24 protein-coding genes are annotated in these 22,617 nt (G+C 62.6%); 11 read left to right on the top strand and 13 right to left on the bottom strand.

From position 1 onward, the window contains the following. Positions 1 to 242: 242 nt before the first annotated feature. From B5F27_RS05275 to B5F27_RS05255, 5 genes are all read right to left on the bottom strand, one after another. Positions 243 to 506: a hypothetical protein gene (locus B5F27_RS05275; protein WP_087365229.1), complete on the bottom strand. Its 264-nt coding sequence runs from the start codon at positions 504 to 506 to the stop codon at positions 243 to 245. Positions 507 to 541: 35 nt separating this feature from the next. After that, complete coding sequence (locus B5F27_RS05270) at positions 542 to 1,873, bottom strand: prolyl oligopeptidase family serine peptidase (protein ID WP_087365227.1); 1,332 nt, start codon at positions 1,871 to 1,873, stop codon at positions 542 to 544. A 155-nt stretch (positions 1,874 to 2,028) separates the two neighbouring features. After that, positions 2,029 to 2,748: a Crp/Fnr family transcriptional regulator gene (locus tag B5F27_RS05265; protein ID WP_087247491.1), complete on the bottom strand. Its 720-nt coding sequence runs from the start codon at positions 2,746 to 2,748 to the stop codon at positions 2,029 to 2,031. Then, a complete protein-coding gene (locus B5F27_RS05260; protein WP_087365225.1) occupies positions 2,738 to 3,610 on the bottom strand; it encodes an NAD(P)/FAD-dependent oxidoreductase in 873 nt (290 codons plus the stop codon). Before B5F27_RS05260 ends, B5F27_RS05265 begins: the two co-directional genes overlap by 11 nt. Before the next feature lie 96 nt (positions 3,611 to 3,706). Further along, a complete protein-coding gene (locus B5F27_RS05255) occupies positions 3,707 to 4,837 on the bottom strand; it encodes a hypothetical protein (protein ID WP_087365224.1) in 1,131 nt (376 codons plus the stop codon). Between the two features lie 147 nt (positions 4,838 to 4,984). On the opposite strand from B5F27_RS05255, the gene B5F27_RS05250 reads away from it, so the two are divergent. Further along, a complete protein-coding gene (locus B5F27_RS05250) occupies positions 4,985 to 5,992 on the top strand; it encodes an asparaginase (protein WP_087365222.1) in 1,008 nt (335 codons plus the stop codon). A gap of 24 nt (positions 5,993 to 6,016) precedes the next feature. Beyond that, positions 6,017 to 6,772: a TIGR02206 family membrane protein gene (locus tag B5F27_RS05245; RefSeq protein ID WP_087365220.1), complete on the top strand. Its 756-nt coding sequence runs from the start codon at positions 6,017 to 6,019 to the stop codon at positions 6,770 to 6,772. Positions 6,773 to 6,860: 88 nt separating this feature from the next. On the opposite strand, the gene B5F27_RS05240 is transcribed toward B5F27_RS05245, so the two are convergent. From B5F27_RS05240 to B5F27_RS05230, 3 genes are all read right to left on the bottom strand, one after another. Further along, a complete protein-coding gene (locus B5F27_RS05240; protein WP_087365218.1) occupies positions 6,861 to 8,756 on the bottom strand; it encodes a heavy metal translocating P-type ATPase in 1,896 nt (631 codons plus the stop codon). Between the two features lie 225 nt (positions 8,757 to 8,981). Continuing rightward, positions 8,982 to 9,203 (bottom strand): cation transporter, encoded by a 222-nt coding sequence (locus tag B5F27_RS05235; RefSeq protein ID WP_087247479.1) that lies wholly within the window; start codon positions 9,201 to 9,203, stop codon positions 8,982 to 8,984. Between the two features lie 30 nt (positions 9,204 to 9,233). Continuing rightward, positions 9,234 to 9,551, bottom strand: coding sequence for a metalloregulator ArsR/SmtB family transcription factor (locus tag B5F27_RS05230; RefSeq protein ID WP_087247477.1), 318 nt, complete (start codon positions 9,549 to 9,551; stop codon positions 9,234 to 9,236). Positions 9,552 to 9,804: 253 nt separating this feature from the next. Here B5F27_RS05230 and B5F27_RS05225 point away from each other — a divergent pair, with 253 nt between their 5' ends. After that, a complete protein-coding gene (locus B5F27_RS05225; RefSeq protein WP_087365216.1) occupies positions 9,805 to 10,191 on the top strand; it encodes a thioesterase family protein in 387 nt (128 codons plus the stop codon). Between the two features lie 3 nt (positions 10,192 to 10,194). Here B5F27_RS05225 and B5F27_RS16765 read toward each other — a convergent pair whose 3' ends face one another. Continuing rightward, positions 10,195 to 10,338, bottom strand: a complete 144-nt coding sequence (locus tag B5F27_RS16765; RefSeq protein ID WP_158098195.1) for a hypothetical protein — start codon at positions 10,336 to 10,338, stop codon at positions 10,195 to 10,197. A 135-nt stretch (positions 10,339 to 10,473) separates the two neighbouring features. On the opposite strand from B5F27_RS16765, the gene B5F27_RS05220 reads away from it, so the two are divergent. Together B5F27_RS05220 and B5F27_RS05215 are read left to right on the top strand one after the other, a co-directional pair. Beyond that, positions 10,474 to 11,526 (top strand): hypothetical protein, encoded by a 1,053-nt coding sequence (locus B5F27_RS05220; protein WP_087365214.1) that lies wholly within the window; start codon positions 10,474 to 10,476, stop codon positions 11,524 to 11,526. Between the two features lie 100 nt (positions 11,527 to 11,626). Continuing rightward, on the top strand, positions 11,627 to 12,157 hold the full coding sequence (locus tag B5F27_RS05215) for a MarR family transcriptional regulator (RefSeq protein ID WP_087365212.1): 531 nt from the start codon (positions 11,627 to 11,629) through the stop codon (positions 12,155 to 12,157). 81 nt (positions 12,158 to 12,238) lie between these two features. On the opposite strand, the gene B5F27_RS05210 is transcribed toward B5F27_RS05215, so the two are convergent. Further along, positions 12,239 to 12,652: an EamA family transporter gene (locus tag B5F27_RS05210; RefSeq protein ID WP_087247469.1), complete on the bottom strand. Its 414-nt coding sequence runs from the start codon at positions 12,650 to 12,652 to the stop codon at positions 12,239 to 12,241. A 334-nt stretch (positions 12,653 to 12,986) separates the two neighbouring features. On the opposite strand from B5F27_RS05210, the gene B5F27_RS05205 reads away from it, so the two are divergent. Both B5F27_RS05205 and B5F27_RS05200 read left to right on the top strand, forming a co-directional pair. After that, a complete protein-coding gene (locus B5F27_RS05205) occupies positions 12,987 to 13,508 on the top strand; it encodes a hypothetical protein (RefSeq protein ID WP_087247467.1) in 522 nt (173 codons plus the stop codon). 71 nt (positions 13,509 to 13,579) lie between these two features. Beyond that, complete coding sequence (locus B5F27_RS05200) at positions 13,580 to 15,697, top strand: AMP-binding protein (RefSeq protein WP_087365210.1); 2,118 nt, start codon at positions 13,580 to 13,582, stop codon at positions 15,695 to 15,697. 151 nt (positions 15,698 to 15,848) lie between these two features. Here B5F27_RS05200 and B5F27_RS05195 read toward each other — a convergent pair whose 3' ends face one another. The 3 genes from B5F27_RS05195 to B5F27_RS05185 all read right to left on the bottom strand — a co-directional run bounded on the left by B5F27_RS05195 (position 15,849) and on the right by B5F27_RS05185 (position 17,850). Beyond that, positions 15,849 to 16,232, bottom strand: coding sequence for a desulfoferrodoxin family protein (locus B5F27_RS05195; RefSeq protein WP_343214630.1), 384 nt, complete (start codon positions 16,230 to 16,232; stop codon positions 15,849 to 15,851). Positions 16,233 to 16,388: 156 nt separating this feature from the next. Next, on the bottom strand, positions 16,389 to 17,192 hold the full coding sequence (locus B5F27_RS05190; RefSeq protein ID WP_087365208.1) for a Cof-type HAD-IIB family hydrolase: 804 nt from the start codon (positions 17,190 to 17,192) through the stop codon (positions 16,389 to 16,391). A 4-nt stretch (positions 17,193 to 17,196) separates the two neighbouring features. Then, positions 17,197 to 17,850 carry an HAD family phosphatase gene (locus B5F27_RS05185; protein WP_087365206.1) on the bottom strand — a complete coding sequence of 218 codons (654 nt, stop codon included), beginning with the start codon at positions 17,848 to 17,850 and terminating at the stop codon, positions 17,197 to 17,199. Between the two features lie 309 nt (positions 17,851 to 18,159). Between B5F27_RS05185 and B5F27_RS05180 the strand changes: the two genes are divergently transcribed. The 4 genes from B5F27_RS05180 to B5F27_RS05165 all read left to right on the top strand — a co-directional run bounded on the left by B5F27_RS05180 (position 18,160) and on the right by B5F27_RS05165 (position 22,293). Next, positions 18,160 to 19,239 (top strand): branched-chain amino acid aminotransferase, encoded by a 1,080-nt coding sequence (locus tag B5F27_RS05180; protein ID WP_087247458.1) that lies wholly within the window; start codon positions 18,160 to 18,162, stop codon positions 19,237 to 19,239. 190 nt (positions 19,240 to 19,429) lie between these two features. Then, on the top strand, positions 19,430 to 20,200 hold the full coding sequence (locus B5F27_RS05175; protein ID WP_087365204.1) for an alpha/beta hydrolase-fold protein: 771 nt from the start codon (positions 19,430 to 19,432) through the stop codon (positions 20,198 to 20,200). A 10-nt stretch (positions 20,201 to 20,210) separates the two neighbouring features. Further along, positions 20,211 to 20,963 (top strand): alpha/beta hydrolase-fold protein, encoded by a 753-nt coding sequence (locus B5F27_RS05170; protein WP_087247454.1) that lies wholly within the window; start codon positions 20,211 to 20,213, stop codon positions 20,961 to 20,963. Between the two features lie 127 nt (positions 20,964 to 21,090). Then, positions 21,091 to 22,293 carry an ATP-grasp domain-containing protein gene (locus B5F27_RS05165; protein ID WP_087247452.1) on the top strand — a complete coding sequence of 401 codons (1,203 nt, stop codon included), beginning with the start codon at positions 21,091 to 21,093 and terminating at the stop codon, positions 22,291 to 22,293. Positions 22,294 to 22,617: the final 324 nt, after the last annotated feature.

The raw sequence follows: 22,617 nt of genomic DNA, 5'->3' as shown, positions 1-22,617 counted from the left end.
ATTATGTGAAGAACGGCCAATAAAACGATATGTAATTTGTAGTTATTGCACAGGAAAAATAGCATTTCAGCACAATGTACTTTCTCATAACCGCTTGGTCCCGGGTTCAAGTCCTGGCTGGCCCACTAAAAACAAAACGTCCGGCGTATCCCGCCGGGCGTTTTTGCTTTTTTGTGCAGCGAAGCGATGGCCAGCCCGACTTGAACAGGGCGGCGAGCCAAAACAAAACTGATCTCCCCCTCTCAGAAAAACACCAGCCTTAGAAAAAGCGCCGCGATCAAACAAGCCGCCGCGGTTTTCTCCGCTCTGCTGATTTTCTGCTCAGGGAAAAACTGTTTCCTGCACAGCGAATGGATCACGGCGCAGGCAATGGAAACCGCCAGGAAAATTTGAAATCCTCTCGTGTCCGCCCACCCGGGGAAAAACATCAGCACTGCCCAGGCAGCCAGCAGCAAAAGCTCTACCCCATACCGGGAAAACGTTTGAAGCTTCTCTTTGATGTCCATTGCCGCGCTCCTTTCGTCTGGTGACGTTCAGGGGGTTACATCTTGTTTCGCCCGCTCCGGTTCTGCCGGGCCAGCCAGGGCCACAGTCTTTCGCCGCCGTCGGTGCACAGGCCCTGGAAGAAATACACCCAGCTGAAATGCCCGTTGTACTCATAGGGGGAGCCGTCGGGCCGGGTATAAAGGCCGGTTTCGTCCACCACTTTGGGCAGGACAGTGGCGTGGAGGTCGGCCCCCATGGCCCGCAGACGCCGGATGGTGGGGGCGGCGTGGGCCGCCGGAGGAACGATGGGGTCGTTTTCCGCATAGACAAACCAGAGGGGCAGGCCGGATTCCGCCAGCGCTTTCAGCTGCCGGTCGGAGATGCCGGCGTCGCGGTAGGCTTCACAGATGGGATAGGCCGCCGCAAAAAGGGACGGGTCGTCCAGAACCAGGTCCATGGTCATATAGCCGCCATTGGAGCAGCCGCCCACCGTCACACGGTCGCGGTCGATGTCGGGGTGTTCCGCCAGGACGGCCCGGATCAGCTCCATCAAATCCCGATGGTACACCGAGGACACACCGGGGTTGTCCTTCCAGTCGCCCTTTTCGGTGTACTGCATCCAGTAAGTGGGGGTCTGGGGAGCCAGAACATAGGCCCCGCCCATTTCCTTCTGGAAGGTGTCGCCCCAAAGGGCCGACACCTGATTGCCCAGCGCCGCCACCACCGGGTTTGTGCCACCCTCGCCGGCGCCGTGGAGCCAGATCACCAGCGGATGCTTTTCTCCGGCGGGGTGGTCCGGCCCATAAAAGGCATAGTGCAGGGTATGGCCCCCGGAACCGGTAAACACCCCGTCCAGCCGGACTCCCGCCAGGCAGGGCACCCCCATAGAGGGCTCCGGGTCCAGTTCCAGATGGTCCAGCGGTTTTCCTTCCGGGGTGGACAGGGGAGCGGTGAGGGTCACTGTCAGGCGGTAGGGGTCGCACCAGTCCGCCTTTTGGGTCAGGGGATTGAAGCAGAAGGGGCAGCCCTCTGCCGGGCTCACCGCCAGGGTCAGAAGAATATAAGGGCTATCCTGACGGGTCGGGGCCCCGTCGGCCGTCACGGCGGCCGCCTGCCGGACGGTCCGCCGGGTTCTGGACAACATCCGGGCCGGGACCGGCTCGGCCTTGTCAAAAGCTTCCTTTTCCTCCCACACCTGGAACCGGTCCGCCGTCACCGAATCGCTGCAAATCGGCCTAGGCAGCACCAGAAGCACCCGGGACACCGCCGGCCCCCAGGGGCAGCCCTCCACCAGAGCCATCTGAGTGCCCGGGGCACCCGGCTGTCCCGACGCCCGCAGAACGGGAACTGTTTCCCACAGGGCGGGCTTTGATTCATGGGTCATCATCCGACATCACGCGCCTTTCCTCATTTTTCCCCATTGTACCGCCGGGAAAATGGATTTGCAAACCCTTTTTCCTGCGGCGGACGCAGAACAGGCCCCCGCCTCGAAAGGCGGGGGCCTGCCCGAAAGGAGCGGGACGATGCCCGGATTGTTTTTTGTTATTGCCTGCGGCGGGGGCGGCTGCCGGCCTCGCCCCGGGCCAGCTTCTGGAGCCGGGGTTTATCCAGCACTGTCAGGCCGCCGCGCCAGAGCTTGACCAGCCCTTCCTGGGCGAAATACTTCAGCATCCGGCTCACCACTTCCCGGGCGCTGCCCATATAGCGGGCAATCTGGTCGTGGGTCATCCGCAGGTCATTGCCGCCGGTCTTGGCCAGCTCGTCGGTGAGGAAAATGGCCAGGCGCCGGTCGGCGCTCATGAACAGAATCTGCTGCATGGCCCACATGGTCTCGGAATAGCTCTCGGCCGTCATCTGATAGGCGTAGCAGCGGACGTAGATGTTCTCATCCATCACCCGCTTGAAGGCGCCGGCGCCGATGCAGTAGGCCTCCACCGGTTCCTCGGCGTCGATGTGGACGTCAAAGGTCACCGAATCCAGCACGCAGGAGGCGGACAGGATGCAGACATCCCCCGCAAACAGCCGGTACAATGTCACGTCCCGGCCGTCCTCCTCCGACAGGAGGTAGGCCCGCAGCTGGCCCGAGCGCAGCAGCAGAATGCCCACACAGTTTTCGGTGGGGCTGTGGACGTGGGCCCCCTTGTCGTAATGGACCGGACGTGCAAACCGGCACAGAAAATCCTGCTGTTCCGCCGTCAGCTTGTCCCAAAAGGGAAAGCAGCAGGCCAGGCAGCCTTTGTCCTCTGCTTCTTTACGCTCCATAGAAACCGCCCTTTCGCAGGGCCTTGGCGGCCTCGTTGCCGGCCACGGCCCCCTCATACACCGCCTTCGCCACCTGCAGCAGGCCGCCGGTGCAGTCGCCGGCGGCAAACAGGCCGGGAATGGTGGTCATCATGTTGGCATCCACCACAATCTTGTTGCCGTCCACTTCGGCGCCCATCTTGCGGGCCAGGGCGGTGCTGCCCGCCACGCCCAGGGCGATAAAAACGCCGTCCAGGGGCAGTTCCTCGCCGCCGGCCAGCCGGACACCGGACACCTTGTCCTGGCCCAGAATGGCCTCCACCTTTTCGGTGCGGACGGTGATCTCCGGGGGGAACTGGGCGGTCAGCTCAGCGCCGCCGGTCAGCAGGGTGACGCTTTTGGCCAGGGGCAGCAGGGCCGAGGCCTCATGCAGGGCGTATTCGCCGCTGCCCATCACCGCCACATCCTTGCCGCGGTAGAAAAAGGCGTCGCAGGTGGCGCAGTAGCTCACGCCGCGGCCTTCCAGGTCCTTCAGGCCCGGCACCGGCGGCGCGGTGCGGGACGCACCGGTGGCCAGAATCACCGCGTCGGCGGGATACTCTCCGCTGAGGGTCTCCACCGTCAGCTTGTCGGTGAAGGTCAAACCCACAGCCTCGGCCTCCACAAACTTGACCCCCACTTCCCTGGCGCCCTCGATGCCCCGGCGCTCCAGCTCGGCGCCCGAGATGCTGCCCGGCACGCCGTAATAATTCTCGATGCCCTCGGCCCGGGCCAGCGACCCGGGGCCTTTGGTCAGGACGGTGGTATCCACCCCGGCACGCGCCGTATACAGCGCGGCGGAAATGCCCGCCGGACCCGAACCAATAATCACCACATTCGCCATATCCTTGTTCCTCCTGGGTATCGTTGTTTTCTCTTCCAAATGAGTATGGCACATTTTCCGCCCGCGGTCTGTAACTGACTTACAAACCGGCCCTTTTTACCCCTTTTCCGCCGCGCTGGCCAGCCGGTCCTCCACCCGGGCCAGCAGTTCCCGGGTGGCGTCGGCGTCCCCGGGGTAGGGCCAGGCATCCAGGTCCTTTTCCAGCCGGGCCCGGAGGCGGTCTGCCTCCGGGGTTTTGCCGGCGGCACGGGCCGCCGCATACTGCACCAGCACAATCCCCGGGTTGCCCTTCATCTGGCGGCAAAACGCCTTGATCTCGGCGCTGCCCAGAATGTCCAGCCCCTGGCTGATGCGGCCATCCATCAGGTCGAAAAGGCCCTGGTCCGCCTGCAGCGCATACTGATGGACGGCGGCCAGTTTGCCGTTCTCCTGCAGCAGCTGTTCCCGCAGGGCGGAGGCCTCCTCATAGCGGCCCTGATCCACCAGCCGGCTGTACCGGTACACCCACACCGCCCCTTTCATGGGGTCGTCGGGGCCCGCATCCCCCGGCAGGACAAACCATTCTTCGGGGATATCCCGCAGCCGCCGGCCTTCCATCTGGGCCGCATTGATGGCCAGCTGGGCCCAGAAGGCCCGCCGGCTCACCGGGTCTTTTCCCAGATGCAGGGCGTTGTAGCCGTCGTTGGGCATCCCGCTGATCTTGAGGGGAATGCCGTTCACCAGGCCCAGATACAGCCCCGCCAGACTGATCCCGATCCAGATGCAGGCCAGAGCCGGGCTGCTCCGGCGGAACAATACCACCAGCGCCCCGCACAGCAGCACCGACACAAAATTGATCAGCGGTCCGCCCAGATTGTAGGCGAACACCGGGAACCCTTCCTCCCGCCAGGGAGGCGGGGCGAGAAGGCACTGGCCGCCGGTGCCCGACAGGCGGTAGCGGCACCACTGGAACCGGCCGTCCCGGCGGATCAGCATGAGGCTGCCCACCCGGAAGGACACAAAGCCGTAGCCTGTGGCCAGACCGAACACCAGATGTCCGCCCTCATGGAGAATAATCTGGATGAAAAAGCCTGCCAGCAGACCCAGAATCAGGAAGGGCAGGGCGTCGGACGCCATCCCGATTTCGGCCGCCAGCGAGGCCCCCAGATAGCCCGCCGCCATGCCCAGCAGCAGGATCAGACCCCAGGTCAAAAGTTTGCCCAGGACATTCTTTTTGCTCTTTTTCACAGCGCGCCTCCCGTCGTTGGTTTGGATGCCCTCATGATACCGCACCCCGGGCCAAAAAGCAAGGCGGGGACTTTACCAGGAAATTTTACACACCAGCGGGCCGGTTTGTGCTATACTGGACGGGACCCAATATCACGGAGGCACTCTATGAGTTTAAAGAAAATTCTGTTTATTACCACCGGCGGCACCATTGCCTGTGTGCGGACCCCGCAGGGCCTGCGGCCGGTGCTTTCCAGCGGGGAACTGCTGGCCCATCTTCCGGGTCTGGCCGAGCTGTGCCAGCCCGACACCCTGGCCTTGTGCAGCATCGACAGCACCGACATGAGCCCCGCCCACTGGCTGGACATGGCCCGGGCCATCGAGGAAAACTACGACCGCTACGACGGCTTCATCCTCTGCCACGGCACCGACACCCTGGCCTACACGGCGGCGGCGCTGAGCTATCTGGTCCAGAATGCGGCCAAGCCCATCATCCTCACCGGCTCCCAGCAGCCCATTTCCAACGAGATCACCGACGCCAAAAAGAACCTGCGGGACAGCGTCATCTGCGCGCTGGACCCCCGCAGCCACGGGGTGATGGTGGTGTTCGGGGGTCTGGTCATCGCCGGCACCCGGGCCAAGAAAAACAAGACCATCAGCTACGACGCCTTTGCGTCGGTGAATTTCCCCCATCTGGCCCAGGTCCAGGGGGACCGGCTGGTCCACTACATCCAGACCCCGCTGCCCGAAGGGCCGGTCCAGTTCAGCCACGCCCTGGACCAGCGGGTCTTTCTGCTGAAACTGACCCCCGGCATGCGGCCCGACCTGCTGCCGGCGATTTTTCAACTGTACGACTGCGTGATTGTGGAAAGCTTCGGCGCCGGCGGCATCCCGGAATCCCTGATGGAGGGCTTTGCCCGGGGTCTGGGCCGGTACGAGGACACCCACAAGGTGCTGATTATGACCACCCAGGTCACCTACGAGGGCAGCGACGTGGGCATCTACGAGGTGGGCCGCCGGGTCAAGGATCAGTTTGCCTTTCTGGAAGCCCACGACATGACCATCGAGGCCGTCATCACCAAGAGCATGTGGCTGCTGGCCCAGAAGTGCGACCACTTCCAGGAGCTGCAGGAAAAATTCTACCGCCAGATCAACTTCGACACCTTCTATCACTGATCGTCCGGGAGGGGGAAGGGCGCTATGTCTCCATTCTGGTACACCATCGACACCATGCTCCAGCTGCGGGGCGGGGATTACAAGTCCTTTGCCCTGTTCGGCCCGGTGCATCTCTTTTGGCTGGGGCTGTGCGCGGTTCTGTGCACGGCGGGCTTTTTCGGGTTCCGGCGGCTGGGGGACCGGGGACGGCGGCGGGTGCTTGCCGTTCTGACCCTTCTGCTGCTGGCCGACGAACTGCTGAAAGACGTCGCCTCTCTGGCCACCGGCCAGTTCGTCTGGCAGTTTCTGCCCTTTCATCTGTGCAGCATCAATCTGTTCATCTGTCTGTGGTACACCCTGCGGCCCAACCCCATCGCCGCCGAGGTTCTCTACGCCCTCTGTCTGCCGGGGGCGCTGGCGGCTCTGCTGTTTCCCTCCTGGCAGGCCCTGCCCCTGTGGAACGTGATGCATCTTCATTCCAGCACCGTCCACATCATGCTGATATTATATCCGGTTCTGCTGCTGGGAGGCGGGTTCCGGCCCAGCGCCCGGCGGCTGCCGGCGGTCTTTGGGGTACTGGCGCTGGACACCGCCGCCGCGGCCCTCTGCAACCATTTCCTGGACACCAACTTTATGTTTCTGCGGGGTTCCTACGGCAACGCCGCTTTGAAGGTCATTGAACAGCTGTTCGGCCCCGCCTACATACTGGGCCTGCTGCTGATTGTCTTCGCGGTCTGGGCGGTCCTGTACCTGCCCTGGACGGCGGCGGACCTGCTCCGCAAACGGCGGAGCAAAACCTGATTTTACACGCAAAAAGCGCCCCGGGGCACATCCGTTTGGGATGCCTCCGGGGCGCTGTGTTGTTTCAGAATGCGGATGGGGCAGGGGATCAGGATTTCAGGCCGTTGCGGCGGACCAGATCCCGGGTATAGAGGGCGCGGGTGGCGTTGAGGACGGCCAGCACCATGACGCCCACGTCGGCGAAGATGGCCAGCCACATCCCGGCCAGGCCCAGAGCACCCAGCAGCAGGCAGGCGGCCTTGACCGCCAGGGCAAAGACGATGTTCTGATAGACAATCCGCACGGTGCGGCGGGAAATGTCCATGGCCAGGGCGATGCGGGCGGGGTCATCGTCCATCAGGACGATGTCTGCCGCCTCAATGGCCGCATCCGAGCCCAGAGCGCCCATGGCGATGCCCAGATCCGCCCGGGACAGCACCGGCGCGTCGTTGATGCCGTCGCCCACGAAAGCCAGATTCTCCCGGGGGCCTTTTTCGGCCAGGAGGGATTCCACCCGGTTGACCTTATCCTCGGGCAGCAGGCCCGCATGGTATTCGGTGATGCCCAGCTGATTTGCCACCGATTTGGCCACCGGCTCGGTATCGCCGGTGAGCATGACGGTGCGGCGGACGCCGGCCCGTTTCAGGCCCGCAATGGCCTTGGCGGCGGTGGGCTTGAGGACATCCGAAATCACCACCGCGCCGGCATAAGCGCCATCGACGGCCAGATAAATCACGGTGCCGGTCTGTTCCGGCGGGGTGGGGGTCAGGCCCAGTTTGGCCATCAGGCGGGCATTGCCCACCGCCACATTCCGGCCGTCCACCCGGGCGGTGATGCCATAGCCGCCCAGCTCCTCCACGTCCGACACACGGGCCGGGTCCAGCTCTCTGCCAAAGGCCTGTTTCAGGCTCTGGGATATGGGGTGTTTGGAATAGCTCTCGGCCAGGGCGGCGGTCTCCAGCAGGGAGTCCCGGTCCCCGCCGTCGGCAGGGTAGACCCCAGTGACTTCAAAGACGCCCCGGGTCAGGGTGCCGGTCTTGTCAAAGACCACGATTTTGGTGCGGGACAGCTCTTCCAGATAGGTGGAGCCCTTCACCAGGATGCCGCAGGTGCTGGCCCCGCCGATGCCCCCGAAAAAGCTCAGGGGAATCGAGATGACCAGGGCGCAGGGGCAGGAGATAACCAGGAAGGTGAGGGCCCGGTAGACCCAGTCCCCAAACCGGGCGGGCTGGCCCAGCAGCATCAGCACCAGAGGCGGCAGCACCGCCAGGGCCAGGGCGCTGTAGCAGACCGCCGGGGTGTACACCCGGGCAAACCGGGTGATGAAGTTCTCGGTGCGGGCCTTCTTCATGCTGGAGTTTTCCACCAGGTCCAGAATCCGGGAAACGGTGGACTCCCCAAACTCCCGGGTGGTGCGGACCCGCAGCACGCCGCTGAGGTTGACACAGCCCGAAATCACATCATCCCCGGCTTTGGCGTCCCGGGGCAGGCTCTCGCCGGTGAGGGCCGCGGTGTTCAGGGTGGAGGTGCCCTCCACCACCACGCCGTCAATGGGCACCCGCTCGCCGGGCTGGACCACAATCACCGACCCAACCTCCACTTCGTCGGGGTCCACCTGTTCCAGGGTGCCGTCGGGCTGTTCCAGGTTGGCGTAGTCGGGCCGAATATCCATCAGGGCCGCAATGCTCCGGCGGCTCTTGCCCACGGCCACCGCCTGGAACAGTTCGCCCACCTGATAGAACAGCATGACGGCGCAGCCTTCCACGTACTCCCCCAGGGCGAAGGCGCCCACGGTGGCCACTGCCATCAGGAAGCATTCGTCAAAGGGCTGGCGGTTCTGGATGCCCTTGATGGCCTTGCGCAGGACGTCCCCGCCCACCACCAGATAGGGAACCAGATACAGCACCCCCACCGGCACCGGCGTCGCCGGCAGCAGCTGCAGCACAACCAGCAGCACCGCCGCCGCGATGATCCGGTACAGCATCTTCTTTTGCTTGGCGTTCATATCACAAAAGCCTCCTTTTACAGGCTGTCCGGCCCTGTTTTTCCACACCATTTCGACACAGGGCGGCGTTTGTCCACAGATTCCACAGGTTTTCCCCAGAAATCTGTGGAGCAAAAACCACTTTTTCTCGTTATTTTTGAAGTTTTCCTCAAAAACCGTGGAAAAACCGGTGGAAAAAGTGGAAAACTGCCGCTTTTACCCCCCGGTTCTGTGGAAAACCGCTTCTCAGATCCCGAAGATCTCGCAGTCGCTCTCCACCTTTTTGCAGTTGGCCAGCACCTGGGGCATCACAGCCTTGGGGTCCTGGCCCTCCTCAAACTCCACGCTCATCTTGAGGGTCATGAAGTTGACGGTGGCGTTCTTGACGCCGGGGGTTTTCTGGGCGGCGGCCTCCATCTTGTTGGCGCAGTTGGCGCAGTCCACGTCGATCTTATAGGTCTTTTTCATGATGTACCAGTCCTTTCCATCCGCTTGGTGTCATTCTTCGATGTGCTCCATCCCGAGGGAGAGAATGCTCCGCACATGGTCGTCGTCCAGCGCGTAATAGACGGTCTTGCCCTCCCGGCGAAAGCGCACCAGCTTGGAGTCCTTCAGCACCCGCAGCTGATGGCTCACCGCCGACTGGCTCAGGGCCACCGCCGCGGCAATATCCTGCACGCACAGCTCCTGGTCGTGGAGCGCATACAGAATTTTGATCCGGGTCGAGTCGCCGAACACCCGGAACAGGTCCGCCAGCTCGTACAGAATCTCGTCGTCCGGCATCCCCTCGGCTGTGGTCTTGGCCTGCTGTTCCATCTTGCATCCTCCTTTGTCCTCAATATATGAGCATCTGTTCATGTGTTCATTATAGCACCGCGCCGCGGGAAGTCAAGAGGGAAATGATAAAAAAATCACGTATGTTCTGACAAACTCCGCTCCGCCAGGAATTCCCTGGAAAAAGCGGTCAAAAACAGGTGCGCCGGGGCCCAAAATGTGGTATTCTTAAGACAGATAAAAAAATCAGGGCCGCAGCCCCAAAGGCCCGGCCCCTGCAAGGAGGAAATACATCATGTTGGAAGCTGGAATCCGCGGCCAGGCATCTGTGGCCGTCACCCCTGAAAACACCGCCCGCGCCATGGGCAGCGGGACCCTGGAGGTATTCGCCACCCCGGCCCTGGCGGCCCTGGCGGAAAAGACCTGCTGGGAGAGCGTAGCCCCCCAGCTGGACCCGGGCTGCGGCACGGTGGGCACCCAGCTGTCGCTGGAGCACACCGCCCCCACCCCGGTGGGAATGACCGTCACCTGTGAAAGCGAGCTGATCGCGGTGGACGGCCGGAAGCTGACCTTCTCGGTGACCATGCGGGACGAAAAGGGCCCGGTGGGCCACGGGGTGCATCAGCGGTTTGTCATCGACGACGCCAAGTTCTTCGCCAAGGCCCAGGCCAAGCGGGGCTGACCTTCAGCAGGGCGGCCCGGCCCGGCGGTCTTCGGGCGGGTCGTCGGGAAGTTCCAGCGGCGGCGGCTGGGCCGCCAGATAGGCCTCTTCGGCCCGGGCCTGGGCCTGCTGCAGCAGGCGGATGGCCGCCTCGCTGGCCCGGAACATTTCAAAGTAAAGCTCTCTGTAATCCGGCGCGGCAATACGCCCCCTTTCGGTGGATGTGGGGTTAGGGTGCCCGGCGCGCCGCCCCTTCATGCGGGCGGGGAGGTTTTCCCATTGGAAAGGAGGTTCCGTTTCACCATGAAAAAGGCATTTGCAGGACTGTTCGCCCTCTGCTTTCTGCTGCTGACCCTGGCCGCCGTGCCGGCTTCAGCTCAGCAGGGGACAGGGAAGATCTATCTCTACGGCGAAAACCACTCCACCCAGGCCCATCTGGATCAGGAGCTGGCCGCCTGGAAAGACTTTTATCACAACCAGGGGATGCGGGACCTGTTCATCGAGGTGCCCTCCTATACGGCCGCCTTTATGAACCTGTGGATCAAGGCGGAGGATGACGCCATCCTCACCCGCCTGTACGAGGACACCGAGGGAACCGCCGGCAACAGCCAGGCCACCTGGGATTTTTACCAGGCCATCAAGGCGGAATGCCCCGAGACGGTGTTCCACGGCTTTGACGTGGGCCACCAGTACGACACCACCGGCCGCCGGTATCTGATGGGCCTGATGCTCACCGGCCAGATGGGCTCATCCGACTGGGACCTGACCCAGAAAATCATCGGCCAGGGCAAAACCTATTACCAGACCCTGGACGGCGCCTACCGGGAAAACCAGATGGTGCTCAACTTCAAGGAAGCCTTTGACGCCCTGCCCGCCGGCACCAGCGTCATGGTCATCACCGGGTCGGCCCATTCGGACATCTATCAGAACGATCTTTCCACCGGGACAGTGCCCTGTCTGGCCAACCAGCTGCGGCAGGTCTACGGAGAAAACCTTCTGGCCCGGAATCTGACCGCCGGGGTGGACTACACCACCGCCGGCCTGACTTCCGCCGTCACGCTGGGCGGGAAGGAGTATTCCGCCCTCTGTCTGGCGGTGCAGGACCTGTCCGGCCGGATGCCGCAGTACCAGTCCCGGACCTTCTGGCTGATTCAGGACGCCTATGAGGACGTCCAGGCCCTGCCCCTCATAGGGGATGTGCTGCCTTACAATAACTTCCCCTGGCCGGTCCAGCAGGGGGAGGTCTTTGCGGTGGATTATCTCCTGGCCGACGGGTCGGCCCAGCGGCATTTTTATCGGGCCGACGGCACTTCCTGGCAGGGTATGCCCACCACCGTGGGCTTTGCGGCGGGGTAAATATTCCGCCGGCGGTCATACTTTCCTCATGCAGGGTCTTTCCCTCCGGTCGAAAATATGATATACTGTCTTTAGATACGCTCAGAAAGGGGGCAAACCCATGCTGGAGGACGCGTTCCAGGCCGTCTATACCAAGTTCAAGCTTCACTTTTACCAAAAGGTATTTCATCGGTTCGCCACGCGGGAAGCCACGCTCACTACTGTGGAATCCTTCTGCATGGAGGGCATCATGGCCCTGGGCGAACCAACCATCGCCGAGTTTTCGCGCATGATGCAGATTTCCACCCCCAACGCCGCCTATAAGATCGGCAGCCTGGTCCGCAAGGGCTACGTGGAAAAGATCCAATCCACCACCGACCGGCGGGAGTATCATCTGCGCCCCACCCAGAAGTACATCGACTACTACAGCATCAGTTACTCCTACCTGCACACCGTCATCGAGCGGGTGCGGGAACGGTTCTCACCCGAAGATGTGGCCAAAATGGAAGAAATGCTGACCATCATCAACGATGAGCTGATGCCCGAGCTGCAGCTGCCCGCCACCAAGGCCGCCGCCCCCATCCGGCAGGCCAGGCCCGAGGAGCCCGCCGCTGCGCCCGATGCCGGTGCTGCACCGGAGTGCGCAGAATAACAGCCAACCCCACCCAAAACAGTACAACCGCCCCCGCTGTGCCTTATGGCAGCGGGGGCGGTTTGTGTTTTCATGCCGTTATTACAGGACCATGTAGAGGGTGCCTGCGGTGATGAGGATGCAGCCCACCAGGGACTTGGCGGTGAAGGGCTCGTGCAGAAACACAAAGGCCAGCACCAGGGTAATCACCACGCTGAGTTTGTCCACCGGCACCACCATGGACGCGTCGCCGATCTGGAGGGCATGGTAATAGCACAGCCAGGACGCGCCGGTGGCCAGGCCGGACAAAACCAGGAACATCCAGCTGCGGGGGCTGATGTCCTTCAGGCCGCCCTGGGTATTGGTGAGGAACACCATGCCCCAGGACATCACCAGCACCACGCCGGTGCGGACGGCGGTGGCCAGGGTGGAGTTCACCCCTTCGATGCCGACTTTTGCCAGGATGGAGGTCAGGGCCGCAAACACTGCCGACCCCAATGCGAAGAAAAACCACATGGAAAATGCCTTCTTTCTACGCCCATTATAAGCACATCCCGGGGCAAAGGGCAAGGGCTTTTCCCGATTTTTGCCCGGGCAGGGGGCCGTATGGTGAGCCAGTCACAAAACTCCCCGGCCGCCGGCCCCAAACCGCCCCTTTTTCCGGGGCGCCGGACGCCGGGCAGGGGAGAAAACAACCTTTTTTCGCCCGGGCGGTAAAAATCTGGGGAAAGGATTGACACCGGAAGGTATACATGGTATCCTGTTGGAGTACCTGTATTACAGGTAGACCGAGAAAAACCTGCATGCGGCGCCCGATGGTGGGCGGCTGTGCATCCATAGGAGGAGCCTTATGTCCATTTTCCAAAAACCTGACCGTCATCACGTCATCGTGACCGCCAGCGTGCTGGTCTGGATCTTCATTGTCAACGTGGCCGCCGTCGCCCTGGGCATTGCCGGCTGGCCCCTGTACTTCGTCACCATCTTCTTCTTCGCCCTGGGCGCAGACATGAAGAACATTCCCATGATTTTCGCCGGCGGCACCCTGGGTCTGGTGGCAGCGCTGGCCCTCTATGCCGGCACCTTCGGCCTGGCTCCCTACATGGGCCTGCTGGGTGCATTCGCCCTCAGCATCGGCGTCATCCTCACCGTCATCATCCTGGGCGGCACCGTCTGCCCCGTGGTCTGCAACAACGTGGCCTTTGCCTATCTGACGGTGGCCACCGTCAACTTTGAGGAGATCACCCCCGCCATCATCGGCTCTCAGCTGATCACCTTCTGGGTGGGCGGCGCCGTCATTCTGGGCGGTTCTCTGCTGTTCGCCTCCATCGGCAACAAGATCGCCGCCGCAGGCCACTCCGAAGCCAAAAAGTGAAAGCCGGATTGTAAAACCGCCGGCCGGATGCTACAATAAGAGTGTATTATGGAACAAAGGAGCATCCGACGATGGCGATTCAAAAAGTGGTAAAGAGCAGCGTCAGCCAGCAGGTTTTTGACCAGCTGCGCCAGCAGATTCTGTCCGGCAGCTGGAAACCCGGCGACAAACTGCCCTCCGAAAACGAACTGGCCGCCCAGTTCGGAGTAAGCCGGGTGACCGTCCGCAACGCGCTGCAGAAGCTCAGCGGTCTGGGCCTGCTGGAAACCCGCTTCGGCGAGGGCTCCTTTATCCGGGGTCCCGAGGCCGGGGCCGCCCTGAACCAGCTGGTGCCCATGCTGTATCTGGGCCGGGAAACCCTGAAGGACATCCTGACCTTCCGCCGGATGGTGGAGGGGCCCATCTGTGAGATCGCCTGCCGCCGGGCCACCGACGGCGAAATCGCCCAGCTGCGGGAGCTGCTGGACCAGATGGAGCGGTCCGAGGCGGATCTGGCTGCCTTTGCCCGGCTGGACAGCCGGTTCCACTGCATGCTGGCCCGGCTGACCCGCAGCAACATGATGCAGCAGATCTACCAGATCATCGACGACGCCATCCAGTCCTCCTACCGGCAGAACGCCCGGCGCCAGAGCGTGCCGGTGGCCCTCCACTGGTACCGGGAGATTCTGGCGGCCTTCGAGGCCCGGGATTCCGCCCGGGCCCGGGAGGCCATGGAGCAGTCTCTGGACCAGACTTTCTGGATCTCCACCGTCTATCAGAACGTCATCAACATGGAGTCCGCCTGGCCCCAGCGGGTGGCGGTCCGGTGGTACGACGAGGAAGCCGGCGGGGTCCGTGAGGTCACCTACCGGGACTATGCCGCCGACATCCGCCGGATGGTGGGTTATCTGCGGCGGAGCCTGCCCGACGTGCAGGGCCGTCACATCGGCCTGCTGGCCCGCAGCGGCTACGCCTACGGGGTGGCCATCTTCGGGTGCATTCTGGCGGGGGCGGTGGCCGTCCCCCTGAACATCGAAAAGAGCTGGGCCCAGCTGTCGGATGAGCTGGCCCGGGCCGATGTGGACTGCCTGCTGGCAGACGGCGTCTATTCCGACCGGGAGCCGGCCTTTGCAGACTATAAGGGCACGGTGCTGGACATCCACGCCTTTGCAGGCTGCACCGAGCTGGCCGAGCTGACCGAATGCCCCGACCAGGACGCTCTGGCCCTGATCGTTTTCACTTCCGACACCACCGGCCGCAGCAAGGGGGTTATGCTGAGCCAGCGCAACCTCTTTGCCCCCATGCGGCTGTTTACCGAGCCTTTTGAGACCGTCCGGCACCAGTTTGGCCTGCCGGAGGATTACCAGTTCGCCGCTTTCAGCGTCCTGCCCCTGTTCCACATCGCGGCCCTCACCAGCCTGATTTCCTGGAGCATCAGCGGGAACGCGGTGCACTTCTGCACCGATCTGCGGCGCTTTTACCGGGACCTGGCCGCCATGCCCAGCGACGCCATGGCGGTGGTGCCCACCCTCCTGAAATCCATCCACCACGATGTGATGAAAGGGAAGCGGGCCCGCCTGGGCAAGCTGCGCCTGTTCACCTGCGGGGCCGCCATGTACGACCCCCAGATGCTGGCCGACCTCATCGCCCAGGGCTTTACCATCATCCAGACCTACGGCCTCACCGAGACGGTGGGGGACGGCGGCTGGAACAGCGCCCAGGACGCCGCCCATCTGTCCTCGGTGGGCCTGCGGGACCCGGACATGGAATACCGTCTGGAGGACGGCGAGCTGTGCATGAAGGGCGACGCCGTCATGCTGGGCTACTACAAAGACCCCGAGGGAACGGCGGCGGTGCTGCGGGACGGATGGTTCCACACCGGAGACCTGGCCCGCATCGACGCCGACGGCTATATCTACCTCACCGGGCGGAAAAACAACCTGATGATTCTGCCCAGCGGGGAAAACGTCAGCCCCGAGGAGCTGGAAACTCTGCTGAGCCGGAACCCCGCGGTGCGGGAGGTTCTGGTGGAGCAGAAGGACGGCAAAATCTGCGCCCGGATTTCCTGCCGGGAGGCCGTCCGGGACGAGGTGCGGGCCTTTGTGACCCAGACCAACCGGTCTCTGCCTCTCTACAAGCGGATTACGTCGGTGGAATTCACCGACCAGCCCCTTCCCCGCAACGCTCTGGGCAAGATGGTCCGGGGCTGAGGGATTTTCTGTTTGCGATTCACGATTCCTTTTTCGAACTCCTTTTTTGCTTTTTCGGCAAAGCAAAAATCGCCCCCGTCCGGCTGGCTGAGCGCCAGGTCCGGGCGGGGGCGATGCTATGTCTGGATGTCAGATCCGGTCAGAGGGGGAATCAGACCTCGGTCTTCCACAGGCCGTGCAGGTTGCAGTAGGCGTAAGCTGCCACAGCCTTGTCACCCTCGGCCAGGGTGAAGACAGCCTTGGGCTCGGCGTTGGCAGCCAGCTCCTTGCGCTGGACGCCCTGCTCGGTCTCCAGGACCACCCACTGGATCAGGTGAGCGTCGGTCATGGGGTGTGCCACAGAGCCGACCACCACGGCGACGGTGCTGCCGTCCACGGTGACCACCGGCTTGTGCTTCTCACCGGCAGCGTCCACGGTGTTGGGGACCAGTTCCTTCATGGCCTCGCCGCAGCAGATCATGGGAACGCCCGAGCTGTGGATCATCTCGACCAGGTTGCCGCAGTGGCTGCAAACGTAGAACTTCAACTCTTTCATGGTAATCTCTCCTTTTTGGTTTGTCTTTGTTGTATCGTGGGGGCCGCACGGCGCGGCCGTTTCGTTTGGTTTTTGGTTTCGAAGCATCTCGCTTTCGATGGTCCTAGTATACCCGATTTTCTGCCGTTTGTCTGTGACTGCATCACTTTTCAGGAATTATTCCTGAATCAGTCCGAAATGCACCGCAGCCTTCCAGATGCCGTCCCGGTCCACCGTATCGGTGACGTAGTCGGCGGCCGCCTGGACGGTGGGGGAGGCGTTGCCCATGGCCACGCCGGTACCGGCGGCCCGCAGCATCTCAATATCGTTGCCGCCGTCTCCAAAGGCGATGCACTGGTCGGCGGTGAGGCCGTGGCGGGCCATCATCCGGGCCAGGCCCTCGGCCTTGCCGCCGTCGGCGGGGATCACATCCGCAAAAACCGGGTTCCACCGCACCGCCCGATAGCCCGGCACCGCCTCGGCAAAGGGGGCGTCCATCTCGGGGGGCATGTACAGATTCAGCTGATAGGTGGTATGGGTCAGAGCCCGGGCCGGGTCGCCCACCGGGTGCCGGGGCGGGTTCAGATGGGCGTCCTCGCACCGTTTCTCCACCAGATCCGCCGGGCGGTTCAGGTAGACGTATTCGTCCTCGCAGAAGGCGCAGAGGGTGTCGGGGTGAGCTTCCAGCCACCGCAGCAGGGCAGGCACCGACTCCTTGGGCAGGGCCTGGATGTAGAAGGGGTTCAGGTCCCCGTCGGTGCAGCACTGGCCGTTGGTCAGCACATAGCCGTCAAAGGGCACACCCAGAGTTTCCTCCATCCCTTTCATGTAGAAGGGAGGCCGCCCGCTGGCAATGAACAGCTTGATGCCGGCGGCCTTCATCCCTTTCAGGGCCCGCAGGGTGGAAGGGGGCACCTGATGGGTGGCAAAACTCAGCAGGGTGCCGTCAATATCGAAAAATGCAGCGCGAATATTCCCCATTGTATTACAGTTCACCTGCCTTGAGCTTGTCCAGCACCTCGCAGAGGCTGTCGCACTTCATGGTGTAGAGGCTCTGCATCTCCTGGTCGGCGGGCATCAGGTCGGGGACCATGACGGTGACAAAGCCGCCGGCTGCGCCGGCCCGGACGCCGTTGTGGCTGTCCTCCAGCACCAGGCAGGAGGCCGGCTCCACACCCAGCGCCCTGGCTCCCAGCAGGAAGGCCTCGGGGTCGGGCTTGGAGCGGGTGACCATCTCTCCCGACACCAGAGCCCGGAACCGGGACGTCAGATTCCAGTTGTCCAGGTTGCGGCGGATGACGTCCGCCCCGCTGGAGGACACCACGGCCATGGGAATCCCCTGGGCGTCCAGCCAGTCCATCAGCTCATCCAGGCCCGGCTTCTTGGGCACCGGCGCCAGGAATTTCTCGTGGGCGATCCGGTCAAAGGTCTGGATGATGGCCTCGGCGGGGCAGTCGGGGCCGTAATAGCTCCGCAGCACCGCCCGCAGGTTTTCCCCTGCGGCGCCCCGGGCCGCCTGATCCAGGCCGGTTTTGAAGGGCAGGCCGAACACTTCCAGCGCCGGCGCCCAGGACTCGCCCCACAGCGGTTCGGTGTCGAACATCAGGCCGTCCATATCGAAAAGAACACCTTGTATCATACAGTCATCCTTTGTTGTTTGTTGCGTGGAACAGCTTTTGCACCGGGCCGCCTCACCGGCGGGACGGGACGGCGTTTTGGCCGCAGCTGCGCGAAATGAGGCCCTGGAAGCCGCTTTGCAGCGGCCCCGAAACCCAGTGCTATTATAGCACAATCCCGCGCAACTTACATCACCCTAAGATGAAAATATATGCCGTCCCTCTTGTAAATTTTTCACTTGTTATTATAATAAGAACTAACATTTGGCGAAAGCGGCAAGGGCGGTGGGCCCGGGCGCGTTTCGTGCAAGAGTGAGAAAAGAGGGAACATCATGTTGGATATCAAAATCACCCGTACCGCCTCTCCTAAGGCCAAGCCGCAGGATGAGTCGAAGCTGGGCTTCGGCAAGATCTTCAGTGATCATATGTTTGTGATGGACTACACCGCCGGTCAGGGCTGGCACGACGCGCGGATTGTGCCCTATGGTCCCTTCCAGATCGACCCTGCCACCACCGTCCTGCACTACGCCCAGGAGATTTTTGAGGGCATGAAGGCCTACCGCACCGCCGACGGCACCATTCAGCTGTTCCGCCCCGACTGCAACGCCAAGCGGATGCAGGATTCGGCTGACCGTCTGTGCATCCCCACCATCCCCGAGGAGGACTACATCCAGGCTGTCAAGGCCATCGTGGATGTGGACCGCGACTGGGTGCCCCATGCCGACGGCGCTTCGCTGTATATCCGTCCCTTTGTCTTTGCCACCGACGTGGGCCTGGGCGTCCACGCTTCCCATCACTACACCTTCTGCATCATCTGCTCTCCCTCCGGCGCCTACTACGCCGAGGGCATCAACCCGGTGCGGATTTACGTGGAGGATGACTACATCCGCGCCGCACCCGGCCTGACCGGCTTCACCAAGTGCGGCGGCAACTACGCCGCCTCCATCAAGGCCGGCGAGCTGGCCGAGGAGCAGGGCTATGCTCAGGTTCTGTGGCTGGACGGCGTCGAGAAGAAGTACGTCGAGGAAGTCGGCAGCATGAACATCATGTTCAAGATCGACGGCAAGGTCTACACCGCCGCCACCGTGGGCACCGTTCTGCCCGGCGTCACCCGCCGCAGCTGCATCGAGCTGCTGAAGGACTGGGGCTATGAGGTCATCGAGGGCAAGCTGGCCATCGCCGACGTCATGAAGGCCGCCCAGGAGGGCAAGCTGGAGGAAGTCTTCGGCACCGGCACCGCCGCCGTGGTTTCTCCCGTCAAGGAACTGGTCTGGAAGGGCGAGCACGCCTACATCGGCGACGGCAAGATCGGCCCCGTCACCCAGAAACTGTACGACACCATGACCGGTATGCAGTGGGGCCGCCTGCCCGACACCAAGGGCTGGATCGTCCCCGTGGAAAAGGTCTACTAAGCGCAGTCTGCTGATAGAAAGAACTCCCGCCCCGCAAGTCCGGCGGGAGTTTTTTGGTGCAGAAAGCCTTTACTACTTTGCTTTACTGTGATAAACTATATGTACACGCCTGCGGCCGGAGGCCGGGGCGTGGGGAAGGGCCGCAGCGGCTTCTGACGGATGCAGCGGCCCGCCCAGAGAGGAATGAACCATGGTCAGAAAATGGAGCGTGCCTTATCCCGCAGTCAACGGGGAGGAAGAACGTGCCGCCTATCTCTATCTGCCGGTGGACTATGACCAGGAGCCGGACCGCCGGTATCCGGTGCTGTATATGTTCGACGGGCAGAATGTCTTTTGGGATTCCGACGCCACCTACGGCAAGAGCTGGGGGATGGAGCGGTTTCTGGACGAAAACCGGGTGCCCCTGATTGTGGCGGCCCTGGAGTGCAACACCGGGGAACACTACGAGCGCCTGGACGAATATTCCCCCTATCGCTTTGAGGAAAAGGAGCTGGGCCGGTTTGAGGGCCACGGGGATGACACCATGGGGTGGTTCATCCAGGAATTCAAGGCCTTTGTGGACAGCGAATGCCGCACCCTGCCCGACCGGGAACACACCTTCATCGCAGGCAGTTCCATGGGCGGCCTCATGAGCCTGTACGCCCTGTTCAAGTACAACGACGTGTACAGCCGGGCGGCGGCCCTGTCGCCCTCCATCTGGGTGGCTCCCGACAAGCTCAAGGCCCTGGTGACCCGGGCCAAGATCCGGCCCGACACCATCCTGTATATGGACTACGGCTCGGAGGAAATGGGAAATCATAAGACCATGCGGCGGGACTTTGGTTCCTTTGGCACCAAGGTCATGAACCGCGGGGTGCATCTGACCCAGCGGATTGTGCCGGGCGGCACCCACAGCGAAGCCAGTTGGGAGCGGCAGCTCCCCTTCGTGATGGAGACCCTGTTCTACGGTCTCGACGTCTAAGGAGGCAGCAATGGAGACGCAATATTTCAAGGAATACAGCCCCGCCCTGGGGCGGGAGATGGAGTGCAAGCTGTACGGCCATGCCGGGCGGCCCATGCTGTTCATCCCCTGCCAGGACGGGCGGTTCTTCGACTTTGAGAATTACCACATGGCCGGCACCCTGGCCCCCTGGATTGAGTCGGGCCAGCTGATGGTCCTGTCCATCGACACCATGGACAAGGAGACCTGGTCGGACAAGACCGGGGACCCCTATTGGCGGATTCGCCGCTATGAGCAGTGGCTGGACTACATCGTCCAGGAGGCCTGCCCCATGCTGCAGCGGATCGCCTGCGAGCGGAACGGCTGGGACAGCCTGCCCGGCATCATCCCCTTTGGGTGCAGCCTGGGCGCCACCCACGTCCTCAACCTCTACCTGCGCCACCCCGACCTGTTCGACGGGTGCCTGGCCCTCAGCGGCATCTACACCGCCAGCTACGGCTTCGACGGGTATATGGACGACGTGGTCTACCGCAATTCGCCGGTGGACTACATGGCCAATTTCCCCACCGATCACCCCTTCATGGACTATTACCGCTCCAAAAAGGCGGTGGTCTGCTGCGGCCAGGGCGACTGGGAGCAGCCCGCCACCACCTGGCGGATGAAGGAGATCTTCGAGCAGAAGGGCATCCCCGTCTGGGTGGACATCTGGGGCAGCGACGTCTGCCACGACTGGCCCTGGTGGTACAAGCAGGTGATCTACTACATGCCCCATCTGCTGGGCTGACGGACCGGCTGGTCCGGCGGCACGGGCTGCGGCGCCCGGCCGTTTCCGTCCCTGGCGGGAACGGTATTTTCCGACATCGCCCCCGGCCGGGGTCCGGCCGTTCTGAACTGTGAAAAGAGGAATCCATATGAAAAATTTCATCTTCATTTCCCCCAATTTCCCCACCAATTACTGGCAGTTCTGCCATGAGCTGCAGAACAACGGGATGAACGTTCTGGGCATCGGCGACCAGCCCTACGACGAACTGATGCCCGAGCTGAAGGAGAGCCTGAACGAGTACTACAAGGTGGGCAGCCTGGAGAACTACGACGAGGTCTACCGCGCCGTGGCCTTCTTTGCCTTCAAGTACGGCAAGATTGACTGGCTGGAGTCCAACAACGAGTACTGGCTGGAGCAGGATGCCCGGCTGCGCACCGACTTCAACATCAATACCGGCTTCCATCTGGAGGACATTCCCCGCATCAAGTACAAGAGCAAGATGAAGCCCTTCTACCAGAAGGCCGGCATCACCACCGCCCGGTATCACATGGTGGACAACTTTGAGAGCTGCCGCAAGTTCATCGACGAGGTGGGCTATCCTGTGGTGGTCAAGCCGGACAACGGCGTGGGCGCTTCCGACACCTACAAGCTGTCCTCCGACCGGGAGCTGCAGGAGTTCCTGGCCTACAAGTACGCCGCCCATCCCTTTGCGCCCTACATCATGGAGGAGTTTGTCCACGCCGAGGTGAACAGCTACGACGCCATCATCGACGCCCACGGCAATCCCATCTTTGAGGCGGGCAACGTGACTCCCATGTCCATCATGGACATCGTCAACAACAACGACAACTCCATCTACTACATTGTGAAGGACCTGCCCGACGACACCCGCGCCGCCGGCCGGGCCGCGGTCAAGAGCTTCGGCGTCAAGAGCCGGTTTGTCCATTTTGAGTTCTTCCGCATGACCGAGGACCAGGCCAGCATGGGCGAAAAGGGCAAGATTGTGGCCCTGGAGGTCAACATGCGGCCCTGCGGCGGCTTTACCCCCGACATGATCAACTTTGCCCGTTCCACCAACGTCTACAAGATCTGGGCGGACATGGTGGCCTTCGGCGGCACCGACATGCCGGTGGGCCAGCACTTCTACTGCGCCTACGCCGGCCGCCGGGACGGCAAGCCCTTTGCCCTGAGCCACGAGCAGATCATGCAGCGCTACCAGAACAACATGCGGATGGTGGACCGCATTCCTGCCGCGCTGGCCGACGCCATGGGCAACCAGATGTATGTAGCCACCTTCTCCACCGAGGAGGAAATGAACCAGTTCTACAAGGACGTTCTGGCCACCGAATAACGCTTTTCCTGTCTTTCATCCCCGACCCTCTGGGCCGGGGATTTTTTGTTGTCCGGCCTTTCCCCAAACGAAAAGCGCCCGCTTGCGCGGGCGCCAAAAAAGGAAAAATATTTTTTGTTTTTTGAAATCCACCCGACTCTGCCGGGCGCCTTTGGGATGCAGGCTCCCCCAGCGGGGGAGCTGTCGCCGAAGGCGACGGAGGGGGGACTCCGCTGAACCGTGCGGTACCTTCCGGGGCCGCCGGGCGGGCCGGGGCGTTCTGGTACGCCCTTCCCCAAGGGGGAAGGCGGCCCGCAGGGCCGGATGGGGGACTTCCGCTGAGGG

This window comes from Faecalibacterium sp. An192, from assembly GCF_002160175.1.
Lineage (GTDB): Bacteria > Bacillota > Clostridia > Oscillospirales > Ruminococcaceae > Faecalibacterium.
This window is presented reverse-complemented; position numbering and strand designations above follow the sequence as displayed.